This window comes from Hymenobacter ruricola (assembly GCF_015694525.1).
GTDB lineage: Bacteria > Bacteroidota > Bacteroidia > Cytophagales > Hymenobacteraceae > Hymenobacter > Hymenobacter ruricola.
Genome location: NZ_JADQDM010000007.1, coordinates 194269 through 208037, shown reverse-complemented (window position 1 = coordinate 208037; position 13769 = coordinate 194269). Strand labels below are relative to the sequence as shown.

Here is a 13769-nt window from a genome sequence, read left to right as displayed (position 1 = left end):
CCATGCAAACCGCTCTTCACCCGCCGGCTTCGCTTGCTTCCCGCCGGGTAGCGCCGGCGCCGCTGGGCCTGAAAGGGGTGGCAGTAGCGGCGGCGGTGGGGGCGGCCTGGGCCACGCTGCTGGGCTTTTTGCTGGCCGGGTACGCGCCCAACTGGCGCAGCCCTGCGCCCTACCTGCTGGTGCTGCTCCAAACGCACCTCTACACCGGCCTCTTCATCACGGCGCACGATGCCATGCACGGCCTCGTAAGCCCCAACAAGCGCCTCAACAACGCCATTGGCACCGTGGCGGCCGGTCTTTTTGCCTACAACTGGTTCCCGGGCCAGCTGCCCAAGCACCACGCCCACCACCGCCACGTGGGCACCCAGGACGACCCCGATTTTCATGACGGCCGCCACCCCGGCTTCCTGCCCTGGTTTCTGCGCTTCGCCTGGAACTACGTGACGTGGTGGCAGGTGCTGCTGATGGCCGCCACCTACAACGTGTTGAAGCTGTTTTTCTTGCAGGCCAACGTCATTGCTTTCTGGATGATACCCGCCATCCTGGCTACGTTCCAGCTGTTTTTTTTCGGCACCTATTTGCCCCACCGTGGCGAGCACGCGCCCGACAACCCCCACAAGTCGCGCAGCCAGTTCCGGCACCACTTATGGGCCTTCGTGAGCTGCTACTTCTTTGGGTACCACTACGAGCACCACGACCAGCCCTATCTGCCGTGGTGGCGGCTCTGGAAATCGAAATAAAAAGCCTGCTTCTGTTTGGAGCAGGCTTATTTATTTTAGGAAATAGGATGTTTAGTGCACCGCGTTGGTTTTCTTGCAGCAATCGGGCAGGCGGTTGTAGGCGCGGGCGTCGGCGGTCTGGTCGTCGGCATCGTAGCCGGTTTTTTGTACGGCGGTGCGCAGGGCGGCTGGCGTGGTTTTGTCGGCTTTATAGGTCACGGTGAGCACTTTGCTGGGCACGTCGAGCACGGCCGACTGCACGCCTTTCTCATAAGCCAGGCTCTTTTCAAGGCGCGCTTTGCACATATCGCAAACGGCCGACGTCTTGAACTGCGTGGTGACAACGTTGGCGGTTTTGGCCGAAGCCACGGGGCCGGTTTGGGCCTGGGCGGTAGGCGAGAAGCTCAGCAAGGCCAGCAACGGCAGCACGAGGAGGAATTTCATAGGAATGATGCTTGGGTGAGGCAGCGATAACAAAATTGCTGCCGAAAAAATCAAAAAAGACGGGCTTTGGCTACTCAATGCGGTAGCGCAGGCCCAGGTAAGTGAGCCGGCCATACACCGGCCCCCACGACATGGCCGCGTCGAAGTTGGGCCCGAAGGGGTTGGCCGCGCTGTCGATGGGATTGTCCTGGCGGTAATTGGTCAGGTTTTCCACGCCCGCGTACACGTCCAGCCGCTTGAAGCCGCGGGTGAGTTGGGCGTTGAGCAGGGCGTAGCGCGGCGACACTTCGGGCGAGTATTCCTGCCCGGCGCCGTGCGCGTGCGTGCTGCTGATGTGGGCCATCGGCCGCTGCCCAAACCACTGCACCGTCGCATCGGCCCGCCATTTATCGAAAGCGCTGGCGTAGCCCAGGTTCAGGAAGCCGCGGTGCTTGGGCGTGAGGGGCTTGGGCAGGAGCACGCCGTCGTAGGTGGTGCGCACGTCGAGGTATTTGTAGGCGCCCTTCACTTGTAGGCCCTTCAGGGGTTCCAGCTGCAGCTCGGCCTGCAGGCTGCGGGCGAAGGAGCGGCCGCCGGGCGCCAGGTTGTCGATGAGCACGTAGCGCGGCGCGGTGTAGGTGTCGGCCACCACTTGGTTGTCGAATTCGGTATGGTAGTAGTCGACCACCAGCGTGGCCGGCCGGCCCAGCGCGCTGAAGTACTGCGTGGCGCTGCCGCCCAGGTTCCAGGCGCGCTCGGGCCGCAGGGCGGGGCTGATGTTGAACTGCCGGGCGCTGGCCAGCAGGGCCGCGTTGTCGGCAATGGGGTTGGCCACGCGGAAGCCGCGGCCGGCGGCCAGGCGCAGCACCGTGTTTTTGGCGGCGTCGTACTTCAGGTTGAGGCGCGGCGTCACCTGCCAGCCGAACAGGTTGTGGCGGTCGGCGCGCAGGCCGGCCACTACCGTCAGGTTGCGGCTGTTCTGGTAGGTGTATTCGGCAAAGGCGCCGGGCACCAGTTCGCGCCGGGCAAAATTCTCCAAGGGCGCATCAAACAAATAGGTGCGCCCCGCGGTCAGCCGCTCCCGGTAGTCATCGTAGAGAAAGCTCAGCCCCGCCCGGTACACGTGCGCCGTGTTGCCGATGGCGCTCTGAAACAGCAGCGTGCCCAGGCCGGTGCGCTGCGTGCCGTCGTAGTCGCGCAGGGTGCGGGTGGTGGTCGCGACGGGCGGCAGGTTGGGCTCGTAGTCGTACGTATCGTAGCCGTAGGAGTAGCGCGAGGTAAAGTCGTGGCTGGTGCCGCTCAGCAGCAGGCCCAGGCTTTGGTAGGGACGGCTGGGCCAGGTGTAGGAGGTTTTGGCGTAGCCGGTGTAGCGCGTGGTGGCCTGGGTGGTGCCATAGTTAGCCAGGTAAGCGGCCTCGCCGCCGTCACGGAAGCCCATCTGGCCGCCCTGCCGGGTTTCGCGCAGGGCGCCCAGGCCTACTTCGCTCACCACGCCGTGCCCGGACTGGTACTTCCACTTGTTGAAGGCGTTGAACTGCGTGGCCAGCGGCAGGTCCAGAAAGCCGTCCTGGTTGCGGTCCACGCGGTTGCCCAGGTGGTCGGAGTGCAGCAGCAGCACCGTGCTCCATTTCGGGCTCAGGCGGGCCGACGTGTTCAGGTTGACGTCAAACTTGCCCAGGTCGTTGGCATAGGCGTTGAACAGCAGCTGGTCGGTTTTCTCGGGCTCCTTCAGCTTCACGTTCACCTGCCCCGAAATGGCTTCGTAGCCGTTCACCACCGAGCCCGTGCCCTTGATGATTTCGATGTTGTCAATCCAAGGGCCGGCCAGGTAGCCCAGCCGGTAGGGGGCGGCCAGGCCCCGCAGGGCCGGCTGGTTGTCCACCGTCAGCAGGGAGTAGCTGCCGTCCAGGCCCAGCAGCTGAATCTGCTTGGCCCCCGACACGGCGTCCGACGTCGTGACCTCCACCGAGGCGTTGGTTTCGAAGCTTTCGGCCAGGTTGCAGCAGGCCGATTTGGTGAGGTCGCGGCTCGAAATGACCTGCACGTTGGCCGGCGTCAGGGCCGAGTAGGAGAGGGTACGGGCCGTCACCGTCACCTCGCCCAACTCCTGGCCGGGGCGCAGGGCCACCCGCAAATAGGGTGCCCCGGTCGCGGCTACGGCCACTGTATCGGGGCGGTAGCCCAGGGCCTGCACCACGAGGCGGGAAGCGGCCCGCGCGGGCCGGGTTATCACGAAATGCCCCCCGGCATCCGCCGTGGCCGTGATGACCGGCGCGTTGGCATCGGGCGCGTCGGGGAGCCAGCGCAGCAGGGCGCCGGGCAGGGGAGTGGCCTTGCCGGCTTCAGTGATTTCGCCTCGCACCGGCGCAATGGTGGCCGTTTGGGCCCGCACCCATTGGGGGCGAAGCGCAAAAGCTCCGGTCAGAAAAGCGAAAAGCAGCGGGAAAGCCCCGCGGATAGGTTTCATAAGTTCTGTAAGTTAAGGCATTCTGAAAACTTCGGCCCGATTTGGCACGACGGGCCCAGCGCCTGCCCAAGGGAAGGCCCAGCTTTTCAGAACGCCTAAACCACCAGCTTACAAACCAGCACCAGCAGCCCGCGTCCGCCCTTGGGCGGGGGCGACGCATCGGCCGCAAACCAGCGAGGGGCGCTGGCACGCAGGCTGGGCCGTTCCACCGGCGCGGCCCAGGTAGAAACGGGCACCGGCACGGCCAGCAGCGGCGCCGGCACCAGAATTTTGGCCGCCAGCTCGTGGGCCGGCGCGGAAAGCTTGTGCAGCTGCTTGCTGAAATCGCAGCAGTTGTCTTTGGCCGTCGGGGTGGCCGGGGCCGCTTCGCCGGTGCAACCACGCAAGTCGGCGGGCCCCGCCACCGACACGGCCACGGTGCTCCGCCCGCTCATGCGGCAGGTGAGCCGCTGCACCGTGAGGCCCACCGAGGTGATGAGCACCAGCACGGCCAGCAGCAGGCAGAAGCAGCGACGAAGGCGGGAGGGTTGCACAATTGCAAAGGTACAAAAGCCGCCACGTTGGTGAGGGTACACAACCTTGGGTGTGAGTGTTCAACATTTCCGCATCATTCCCCAGGCTAGGGTTCGAGGCCAGTTCGTCGCCATCCATAGCCGCCCGGTCAGGGGCCAGCGCGGATGGAGTTGGGAGCACCTTTCACCAAATTGATTTCTTAGGTCAGCTTGTTGCTGTTGGCTCTTCGTCCCGCCGATGCAGGACTGACGTTTTGTCTTTACACCATTTTAGAAATCAGGCCGGACACTAATTAGCAGCCTTAAACTGAGTAAAAACCTTATTTAATTACTCACAGGCTTGTTTTTGCGTTGTGGTAGAAAGTGGTAAAATGTGGTTGAGTTCTCAGTTGCTTCCCGTACATTTGCCTATGTCGCCTTTTTCTTCCGGCGTCCATGCCTATGAACCTGCTGTCCGGCGAATACGAATGCAAGCTCGACCCCAAGGGGCGGCTCGTGTTGCCGGCCAAGGTGAAGAGCAACCTGCCCGAGCCGTCGGGCAACCAACTGGTGCTGGTGCGCGGCTTTGAGCCTTGCCTTGTGCTGTATCCGCAGGCGGCATGGCGGGTTATTCACGACAAGGTGATGGCCCTGGACGAGTTCAACGAGGAGTACCGGCAGTTTCAGCGCAATTTCTTTCGCGGGATGACCGAAGTAGAGCTTGACGCTATCGGTCGTTTTATGCTGCCACGCAGCATGTTGCGCTACGCCGGCATCGAGAAGGAAGCCATCATCGTGGGCCTGGGCAACCGGTGCGAAATCTGGGACCCCATTCGCTACGAAGAGTTCCTGATTAAGGACCAGCAAACCTTTAGCAAATTGGCCCAGAAGTTTTTATCCGTCGATACGCCGCTGCTTGGCGGCCCCACCGCATGAGCGACTATGCCAACGACAGCGCCTACCACCGTCCGGTGATGCTGGCCCAGTGCCTGGCTGCGCTCGACCTGCAGCCCGCTGGCCGCTACGTGGACGTGACCTTCGGTGGGGGAGGGCACTCGGCGCGCATCCTCGAAAAGCTGACCACCGGCCACCTCTACAGCTTCGACCAGGATGCCGACGCCGAGGCCGAAGCCGGGAAGCTGGCGCGGCCCCAGTTTACATTTGTAAAGGCCAACTTCCGGCAGTTATATGCTGAATTAGAAGCATATAAAGCTTTGCCGGTAGATGGCCTGCTGGCCGACCTGGGCGTGAGCTCCCACCAGTTCGACACGCCGGAGCGGGGGTTTTCTACCCGTTTCGATGGCCCGCTGGACATGCGCATGGACCCGGACGGTCCCCTGACGGCCGCCGACATTCTCAACGACTACAAGGAGGCTGACCTGCACCGCATCTTCGGCATGTACGGCGAAGTGACCAACGCCCGCACCCTTGCCCAGACCGTGGGCGCGGCCCGGCGCGGCCGCCGGCTCGAAACCATTGCGGAGCTGAAGCAGGCCATTCAGCCCTGCACGCCGCGCGGCAAGGAGAACAAGTACCTGGCCCAGGTTTTTCAGGCCCTGCGCATCGAAGTGAACCAGGAGATGCAGGCCCTGCAGGAAATGCTGCTGCAAACGGCCGACGTGCTGCGCCCGGGCGGGCGGCTGGTTGTGCTCAGCTACCATTCGCTGGAAGACCGGCTGGTGAAGAATTTTATAGCCAAAGGCAAGTTTTTCGGGAACGTGGAAAAAGACTTCTTCGGCAATGAGACTAAGCCTTTTGAGGCGCTCAACCGGAAGCCGGAAGAAGCCGACCCGGCCGAAGTAGCCCTGAACAGCCGCGCCAGAAGTGCTAAATTGCGGGTTGCCGTGAGGATGTAGAAATTGGAATGTAAAAACGATAAAGCAGTGTCAAAGTGGCTACCAACACGCTAAAACCCTCCGATAGCCCGCGCCGCGCCAACGTGCCGCGCGAAATGGCCCTGCCCGAGCCGGTGGCTCCGGCTGCCGTGGAGGAAGAGCTGCCGCCGGTGCCCGAGCCCCAGCCCGAGCCCGTGAAACGCCCCCGCAAGCCCGCGCCCGAAGCCCGGCCGCGCAGCTCGTGGAGCTTGTTTTCGCTGCTCGACCGGGTGACGAGCGTGGACGGGCTGTTCCGGGAGGGGCTGCCGGTGCGCTACCTGCCCAACCTGCTGTTCATCATGGCGCTGACGCTGCTTTACATCGGCAATACGCACTACGGCAACCGCATGAACCGCAACATCCAGCGCCTCAAGCAGGAAACCGAAGACCTGCGGGCCGATTACACCACGCTGAAATCGGACTATATGGAGGCCAGCAAGCAAAGCGAAGTGGCCCGGAAGGTGGCGGCTTTTGGCTTGGTGGAAAGCTCTTCGCCGCCGTTCCGCATTACGGTGCCCAGCGGCCACCTCGACGCGGCCGAACTGGAGCTAATGCCCGTGCTCACCGCCGATACCCTGGCGGCGCGGGCGGCCCGCGACTCGGCGGCCGCCCAACGGGCCGACGTGCTGGCGGGCCGCAAACGGGGCACCATCAGCGACGACGTGGACTCGGGCCCGGAAATCATCGCGCCGCCGCAGCCGCTGAGCGGCGACTCGATGGCCACGGAGATGCCGGCTGCGCCCGCGGCTTCGCACGTTGCCCCGCGACCCGCAAAACCGACGGCTGCCAAGGCACCAAAAGGCCGCAAGGCCAGCCACTCAACCAATAAGCCCGACCGTAAGACAAAGGCACAAACTGGTACAAGTCCGCACAAAAGCAAGGGTGCAGGAAAACAAACCGTTAGAAGCCATTCCCGATGAAAGGCAGCGTTAAAAAATCCATCGTCACGCGCGTGCGGCTGGCCTTTCTGGGCGTCGCCGTGTTTTCGTGCGCCATTTTTTGGAAGGCTACCAAAATTCAGTTTCAGGAAGGCAACAAGTGGCGGGCCCTGGAGCAGGAGCGGCGCATCAGCTACCTGCCGGTGCCGGCCACCCGGGGTACCATTTATGCGGGCGATGGCAAGAGTATTATGGCCACGTCGCTGCCGTTTTACCGGGTGGCGTGGGACCCGGGCGTGGTCGACGACGACTTGTTTAATGCCGGAATTGATTCGCTGGCGTGGCACCTGTCGCACTTTTTTGGCGACCGCAGCGTGCAGGAGTACAAGCGCCGCCTGAAAAATGCCCACGAAGGCAAGGCCCGCTACATCCGCCTCAACTCGCGCCAAATCAACTTTCAGGAGAAGAAGGCGCTGGCCAGCTGGCCCATTTTCCGGGCCAAGCGCAACCGCGGCGGGGCCATTTTTGAGAAGGTGGACAAGCGCTTCCGGCCCTTTGGCGGCCTGGCGCAACGCACCATCGGCTTCGTGAACGAGGAGCGCCACGGCGCGGGGCTGGAGTACACCTACGAGCAAAGCCTGGCCGGGAAGCCCGGCGAGGCTTTGTTTGAGCGGGTGCCGGGCGGCGTGAAACCGGTGTACGACGGCACCGAAATCAAGCCCCAGCCGGGCTACGACGTGCAAACCACGCTCGACATCAACCTGCAGGACGTGGCCGAAAACGCCCTCTACAAGTCGCTGGTCGACAACAACGCTCAGTACGGCTGCGTGATTCTGATGGAAGTGGCCACCGGCGAAATCAAGGCCGTGGCCAACCTGGGCAAGGCGTCCGACGACACCTATAAGGAAGACTACAACTACGCCTTTGCCGACCAGGGCCGCACCGAGCCGGGCTCCACGTTCAAGCTGGCCTCGATGATGGCCCTGTTTGAGGCCCGGCCCAACGTGACCCTCGACGACATGGTGGACACCGGCAACGGCCGCATGTACGTGGGCGGGGCCGTGAAGTCGGACTCGCACGGCTACGGCCGCATCACGGTGCAGCAGGTGTTTGAGAAGTCGAGCAACATCGGCGTGGCCAAGCTGGTGGACAAATACTTCGCTGGCAACCCCACCGAATACACCAATTACCTGAAGAAGTTTGGGCTGGACAAGCCGCTGGGCTTCCAGATGGCCGGCGAGGCCCGGCCCTACGTGAAAGACCCCACCGACCGCAGCTGGAGCCGCACCTCGCTCACCACCATGAGCATCGGCTACGAGCTGAAGCTGGCGCCGCTGCAAACCCTGGCCTTTTACAACGCCGTGGCCAACGGCGGCGTGAAAGTGCAGCCCATGATTGTGAAGGAAATCAAGGTGGCCGACCAGGTGATGCAACGCAACGAGCCCCGGGTGCTGAATCCCAAAATCTGCTCCGATGCCACGCTGGCCAAGGTGAAAGCCATGATGGAGGGCGTGGTGCTGGAAGGCACGGCCCGCAGCATCCGGCCCAAAGACTACAGCATTGCCGGCAAAACCGGCACGGCCTGGAAGTTCAAGAACGGCCAGTACACCAGGACGTATTCGACTAGCTTCTGCGGCTATTTCCCGGCCGACAAGCCCAAGTACAGCTGCATCGTGGTGGTCGACTCGCCCCGCAACGGCCGCATCTACGGCGCCGACGTGGCCGCCCCGGTCTTTCGCGAAGTGGCCGACAAGTGCATGGCCCGCGACCTGCTCAGCCAGCGCCCGCTGCTGGCCAAAGCGCGGCTCAACAAAAGCCACGTGCCGCTGGTGCGCGCCGGCATGCAGGACGAGCTGGCCCTGGTGTGCCAAAAGCTGGGCCTGGCCGGCAACACCCAGGCCACCGGCGGCGAGGAATGGGTGCGCGCCGCTTCCGACACGGCCTTCCACGCCCGCACCGTGGCATTGGTGGTGAACCCCGTGCGCACCGGGCGGGTGCCGCAAGTGCGCGGCCTCACGCTGCGCGACGCACTGTTCCTGCTCGAAAATAAGGGCTTGTACGTGCGCGCGGTGGGCACGGGCCGCGTGCGCGAGCAGTCGCTGGCCGTGGGCACGCCCATCAAGCGCGGCGACATTGTCACGCTCACGCTGGCCGAATCGGGCCCGCGCCTGGCCGCCCCGCAGGCCCTGCCCGAGCCGGAACACACCGAGCTGGCCGAAAACAAGCTGCTGGTGCCCGTCGAAACGGACCCGCAGGCCAAGGCTGCGGCCAAGCCCTTCGCCGCTTCGGCCAAAGCCAAAGTAGCGCCGGCCGCGACTCCAAAGAATAAGGTGGCCACGGCCAGGCCCGCGGCCGCCAAGCCAACGGCAAAGTCCGCCAGCAAAGCCGCTGCAAAAGCCAACGCCGACAAAGCCCCCACCAAAACCCCTAAAAAACCAGCTGCGTCCACCAAGCCGGCCATTCGCCGCGCCTGAAGAAGTTAAAAGTTGTGCGTCAGGAGCTGTGAGCGGAAGCCCCAACTCTTAACTCGTGACTTCTAATTCGTAACTCAAAACATGATTTCCCTTCCGCTCTTCTCTCTGCTCACCGATGTAGCCGTGCTCGCCCAGCACGGCCCCACCGACGTGCCCATCACCGCCCTTACCCTCGACTCGCGGGAGGCCGGGCCGGGCGTGGCCTTCTGCGCCCTGCGTGGCACCGCCACCGATGGACACAAGTTCATTGAGGGCGCGGTGGGAAAGGGGTTGGCCGCGGTGGTTTGCGAAGAGTTGCCCGCCATGCTCAACCCGGCCACGGCCTACGTGCTGGTAAAGGACTCGGCCGAAGCCCTGGGCCACATGGCGGCGGCGTTTCACGGGCACCCGTCGCGGCAACTTCAACTGATTGGCGTGACGGGCACCAACGGCAAAACCACCTGCGCCACGCTGCTGCACAAGCTGCTGCGCGAGTTGGGCTACCACGCCGGCCTGCTGAGCACGGTGCAGAACCAGATTGATGAGGAAGTCATCCCCAGCACTCACACCACCCCCGATGCCATCCGGCTGAACGCGCTGCTGGCCCGCATGGTGGCCGCCGGCTGCACCCACGCCTGCATGGAGGTGAGCAGCCACGCCGTGGCCCAGCACCGCATCACGGGCCTGCGCTTTGCGGGCGGCGTGTTCACCAACCTCACCCACGACCACCTCGACTACCACGGCACGTTTGACAACTACCTGAAGGCTAAAAAAGCCTTCTTCGACGGCTTGCCCAAAACCGCTTTCGCCCTCACCAACGCCGACGACAAGCGCGGCCCGGTGATGCTGCAAAATACCGCCGCCCGCCGCGAAACCTACTCCCTGCGCGGGGCCGCCACCTTCCGAGCCAAGCTGGTGGCCAACGAAGTGCACGGCCTGCACCTCGAAATCGACGGCCGCGAAATCCTGTTCCGCCTCATTGGCGTGTTCAACGCCTACAACCTGTTGGCCGTGTACGGCGCCGGCGTGCTGCTCGGCGAAGACCCTACCGAGGTGCTCACCATCCTCTCAGGCCTGACCACGGCGCCCGGCCGCTTCGAGCCGGTGGTGTCGCCCACGCAGGCCATCACGGGCATTGTCGACTACGCCCACACCCCCGACGCGCTGGAAAACGTGCTGCAAACCCTGCACGAAATCCGCCAGCCCAGCCAGCAAATCATCACTGTGGTGGGCTGCGGCGGCAACCGCGACGCGGCCAAGCGCCCCATCATGGCCAACCTCGCGGCCCGGCTGTCCAACCAGGTCGTGCTCACCTCCGACAACCCGCGCTTTGAGGACCCTCACGAGATTCTGGCCCAGATGCAGGCCGGCGTCACCGCGCCCGACTCGGCCAAAGTGCAGACCGTGGCCGACCGCCGCGCCGCCATCGAAACCGCCGTGCGCCTGGCTGGCCCGCGTGATATCGTGCTGGTGGCCGGCAAAGGCCACGAGAATTATCAGGAAATTCGCGGCGTCAAGTCGCCTTTCGATGACAAGCTGGTGCTCACCGAAATTTTTGCTCAATTGAATAAGTAGTCCGTTATGTACACTGTAACCCGTCTGTCATCCTGAGCGAAGCGAAGGACCTTATCACCGATGAACGAAAAATGTTCTAACGTGATAAGGTCCTTCGCTCCGCTCAGGATGACAGACGGGGCGCAGCCAACTAAACGCCTACCAGACTCCCCGAATGCTTTATTACCTTTTCCGTTACCTGCACGACCATTTCCACCTGCCCGGCACCGGGGTGTTTCAGTACACCACGTTCCGGGCCGGGCTGGCGGTGGTCATTTCCCTGCTCATTGCCCAGACGTTTGGGCACCGCCTCATCCGCTTGCTCCAGAAAAAGCAGGTGGGAGAGAGCATCCGCGACCTGGGCCTGCAGGGCCAGAACGAGAAGAAAGGCACCCCCACCATGGGTGGCCTCATCATCATCCTGGCCATTCTGGTGCCGGTGATTTTGCTGGCCCGCCTGCGCAACATCTACATCATCCTCATGATTCTGAGCACGGTGTGGCTCGGCTTGATTGGCTTTCTGGACGACTACATCAAGGTTTTTCGCAAGAACAAGGAAGGGCTGAGCGGCCGGTTTAAAGTGCTGGGCCAAGTGGGGCTGGGCATCACGGTGGGCTGGGTGCTATTTTACAGCAACGAAATCACGGTGCGCGAGTACCTGCTGCCCAACGGCCAGTATTCCGCCATCGAGGCCACTAAGTTCTTCAAAGACGTGCACCTGATGATTACCACGGTGCCGTTTATGAAGAACAATGAGCTGAATTACGGCGACTTATTCGCCACCGCCGGCTCGCTGTTCAACGGCCTCTACGGCCTGCTCTACATCCCCATCGTCATCTTCCTGATAACGGCCGTGAGCAACGGCGCCAACATCACCGACGGCCTCGACGGGCTCGCGGCGGGCACTTCGGCCATCATCGGCATCACGCTGGCCATCTTCGCTTTCGTGAGCGGCAACGCGCTACTGGCTGATTACCTGGACGTCATGTTTATTCCGGATTCCGGTGAGCTGGTCATTTTCTGCACGGCATTCGTGGGCGCCTGCATCGGGTTTCTGTGGTACAACAGCTACCCGGCGCAGGTGTTCATGGGCGACACGGGCTCGCTGGCGCTGGGCGGCATCATCGCCGTGCTGGCGCTCATCGTGCGCAAGGAGCTGCTGATTCCGATTCTCTGCGGTGTGTTTTTGATTGAAAATCTGTCGGTTATGGTGCAGGTGGGCTATTTTAAGTACACCCGCAAGAAATACGGCGAGGGCCGGCGCCTGCTGCGCATGTCGCCGCTGCACCACCACTACCAGAAGCTGGGCTACCACGAGTCCAAAATCGTGTCGCGCTTCTGGATTGTGGGCATCCTGCTGGCCGTCATTACCTTGGTTACGTTGAAGCTTCGGTAAAAAATGGCTGTCATCCTGAGCGGAGCGAAGGACCTTATCACGGTCGCTCTACTCAGTATAATAATCAACGTGGTAAGGTGCTTCGCGATGCTCAGCATGACAGACCGGAAGAATATAGTAATTCTAGGCGGCGCCGAAAGCGGCGTGGGCGCGGCCCTGCTGGCACAGGCGAAAGGCCACGCCGTGTTCGTGTCCGACCGCAGCCCGATTCAGGAGCAGTACAAAGCCAAACTCACGGCGGCCGGCATCGAATTTGAAGAAAACCAGCACACGCTGGAGCGCATTCTGCAGGCCGGGGAAGTCATCAAAAGCCCTGGCATTCCGGAGAAAGCGCCGGTTATTCAGGCCCTGCGGGAGCGGAACATTCCCATCATTTCGGAAATTGAGTTTGCCGGCCGCTACACCCGGTCCAAGTCCATCTGCATCACCGGCACCAACGGCAAAACCACCACCACGCTGCTCACCTACCACCTGCTGAAAAGCGCCGGCCTGAAGGTGAGCCTGGCCGGCAACGTGGGTTTCAGCCTGGCCGAGCAGGTGATTGCCGACGCGCACGACTATTATGTGGTGGAGCTCAGCAGCTTTCAACTCGACGACACGCACGACTTCCAGCCCTGGATTGCCGTGCTGCTCAACATCACCCCCGACCACCTCGACCGCTACGGCTACTCGCTCGAAAGCTACGCTCAGGCCAAGCTGCGCATCACCCGCAACCTGGACAGCAGCGGCGCCTTCGTCTACAATGCCGACGACGAGGTGACCGGCCAATACTTCCAGTCGGCTTTTCTGGAAACGCGCCAGCTGCCCTTCAGCCTGCACCACCGCCGCGACGTGCACCTGGCCGGCTACTACACCGCGGAGCACCAGCTGTGTACCAACCTCGCGCCCGGCTTCGATGAGGAAAGCGGCGTGGAAATCAGCACCGCCCATTCGCCGCTCATCGGCCAGCACAACCGCCAGAACACCCTGGCCGCCGTGCTCGCCGCCCGCGTGGCCGGCCTGGAGCCGGAGCAGATTGAAGCCGCCCTGGCCACCTTCCAGAACGCCGACCACCGCCTGCAGCTGGTGGGCGAAATCAACGGCGTGCGCTTCATCAACGACAGCAAGGCCACCAACGTGGAAGCCGCCTGGTACGCCCTCGACGGCATCCGCCAGCCCATCGTCTGGATTGCGGGCGGCACCGACAAGGGCAACGACTACAGCAGCCTGCTGGGCCTGGCCGAAAGCCGCGTGAAAGCCCTCATTTGCCTGGGCGTCGACAATAGCAAGCTCCGCGCCGCCTTCGGCAACGTGGTGCCGCACCTGGAAGAAACCCAACGCATGGCCGACGCCGTGGCCCGCGCCGCCGCTCTGGCTGCCCCCGGCGACGTGGTGCTGCTCTCGCCCTGCTGCGCCAGCTTCGATTTATTCAAAAATTACGAGGACCGGGGCCGGCAGTTTGCCGCCGCCGTGCAGGAACTGAGCCGCCGGCAAACGGCCGAACCCGCGTAATCAACGACTTCAGCTAAACATCG

Annotated in this window: 11 protein-coding genes; 8 read left to right on the top strand and 3 right to left on the bottom strand. The window is 63.1% G+C overall.

Annotation, left to right across the window (positions count from 1 at the left end; genetic code table 11):
* Positions 1-2 precede the first annotated feature (2 nt).
* Complete coding sequence (locus tag I2H31_RS15170; RefSeq protein WP_196293885.1) at positions 3-740, top strand: fatty acid desaturase; 738 nt, start codon at positions 3-5, stop codon at positions 738-740.
* Between the two features lie 51 nt (positions 741-791).
* Here the strand turns inward: I2H31_RS15170 and I2H31_RS15165 are convergent, their stop codons facing one another.
* The 3 genes from I2H31_RS15165 to I2H31_RS15155 form a co-directional block, all read right to left on the bottom strand.
* Entirely contained in the window at positions 792-1163 is a 372-nt protein-coding gene (locus I2H31_RS15165; RefSeq protein WP_196293884.1) for a heavy-metal-associated domain-containing protein, read from the bottom strand.
* Positions 1164-1233: 70 nt separating this feature from the next.
* Positions 1234-3609, bottom strand: a complete 2376-nt coding sequence (locus I2H31_RS15160) for a TonB-dependent receptor (protein WP_196293883.1) — start codon at positions 3607-3609, stop codon at positions 1234-1236.
* A 95-nt stretch (positions 3610-3704) separates the two neighbouring features.
* Positions 3705-4142, bottom strand: a complete 438-nt coding sequence (locus tag I2H31_RS15155; RefSeq protein ID WP_196293882.1) for a hypothetical protein — start codon at positions 4140-4142, stop codon at positions 3705-3707.
* A 420-nt stretch (positions 4143-4562) separates the two neighbouring features.
* Here I2H31_RS15155 and mraZ point away from each other — a divergent pair, with 420 nt between their 5' ends.
* The 7 genes from mraZ to murD all read left to right on the top strand — a co-directional run bounded on the left by mraZ (position 4563) and on the right by murD (position 13746).
* Positions 4563-5036, top strand: a complete 474-nt coding sequence (gene mraZ, locus I2H31_RS15150; protein ID WP_196293881.1) for a division/cell wall cluster transcriptional repressor MraZ — start codon at positions 4563-4565, stop codon at positions 5034-5036.
* The gene (rsmH, locus tag I2H31_RS15145) at positions 5033-5956 is read left to right on the top strand and encodes a 16S rRNA (cytosine(1402)-N(4))-methyltransferase RsmH (RefSeq protein ID WP_196293880.1); all 924 of its coding nucleotides are present in this window, start codon (positions 5033-5035) and stop codon (positions 5954-5956) included. Before mraZ ends, rsmH begins: the two co-directional genes overlap by 4 nt.
* A 35-nt stretch (positions 5957-5991) precedes the next feature.
* Positions 5992-6894 carry an FtsL-like putative cell division protein gene (locus I2H31_RS15140; protein WP_196293879.1) on the top strand — a complete coding sequence of 301 codons (903 nt, stop codon included), beginning with the start codon at positions 5992-5994 and terminating at the stop codon, positions 6892-6894.
* Positions 6891-9326, top strand: a complete 2436-nt coding sequence (locus tag I2H31_RS15135) for a penicillin-binding protein (protein WP_196293878.1) — start codon at positions 6891-6893, stop codon at positions 9324-9326. Before I2H31_RS15140 ends, I2H31_RS15135 begins: the two co-directional genes overlap by 4 nt.
* A gap of 81 nt (positions 9327-9407) precedes the next feature.
* Positions 9408-10880: a UDP-N-acetylmuramoyl-L-alanyl-D-glutamate--2,6-diaminopimelate ligase gene (locus tag I2H31_RS15130; RefSeq protein ID WP_196293877.1), complete on the top strand. Its 1473-nt coding sequence runs from the start codon at positions 9408-9410 to the stop codon at positions 10878-10880.
* Between the two features lie 154 nt (positions 10881-11034).
* Positions 11035-12255, top strand: a complete 1221-nt coding sequence (gene mraY, locus I2H31_RS15125) for a phospho-N-acetylmuramoyl-pentapeptide-transferase (protein WP_196293876.1) — start codon at positions 11035-11037, stop codon at positions 12253-12255.
* Between the two features lie 96 nt (positions 12256-12351).
* Positions 12352-13746: a UDP-N-acetylmuramoyl-L-alanine--D-glutamate ligase gene (gene murD, locus I2H31_RS15120; RefSeq protein ID WP_196293875.1), complete on the top strand. Its 1395-nt coding sequence runs from the start codon at positions 12352-12354 to the stop codon at positions 13744-13746.
* The last annotated feature ends 23 nt before the right edge of the window (positions 13747-13769 follow it).

What these genes read in the sequence shown, in the direction of transcription:
- I2H31_RS15170 (WP_196293885.1), top strand. Translation starts at nt 3, where the DNA reads ATGCAAACCGCTCTTCACCCGCCGGCTTCGCTTGCTTCCCGCCGGGTA.
- murD (WP_196293875.1), top strand. Translation starts at nt 12,352, where the DNA reads ATGACAGACCGGAAGAATATAGTAATTCTAGGCGGCGCCGAAAGCGGC.
- mraY (WP_196293876.1), top strand. Translation starts at nt 11,035, where the DNA reads ATGCTTTATTACCTTTTCCGTTACCTGCACGACCATTTCCACCTGCCC.
- mraZ (WP_196293881.1), top strand. Translation starts at nt 4,563, where the DNA reads ATGAACCTGCTGTCCGGCGAATACGAATGCAAGCTCGACCCCAAGGGG.
- I2H31_RS15160 (WP_196293883.1), bottom strand. Translation starts at nt 3,609, where the DNA reads ATGAAACCTATCCGCGGGGCTTTCCCGCTGCTTTTCGCTTTTCTGACC.
- rsmH (WP_196293880.1), top strand. Translation starts at nt 5,033, where the DNA reads ATGAGCGACTATGCCAACGACAGCGCCTACCACCGTCCGGTGATGCTG.
- I2H31_RS15130 (WP_196293877.1), top strand. Translation starts at nt 9,408, where the DNA reads ATGATTTCCCTTCCGCTCTTCTCTCTGCTCACCGATGTAGCCGTGCTC.
- I2H31_RS15135 (WP_196293878.1), top strand. Translation starts at nt 6,891, where the DNA reads ATGAAAGGCAGCGTTAAAAAATCCATCGTCACGCGCGTGCGGCTGGCC.
- I2H31_RS15165 (WP_196293884.1), bottom strand. Translation starts at nt 1,163, where the DNA reads ATGAAATTCCTCCTCGTGCTGCCGTTGCTGGCCTTGCTGAGCTTCTCG.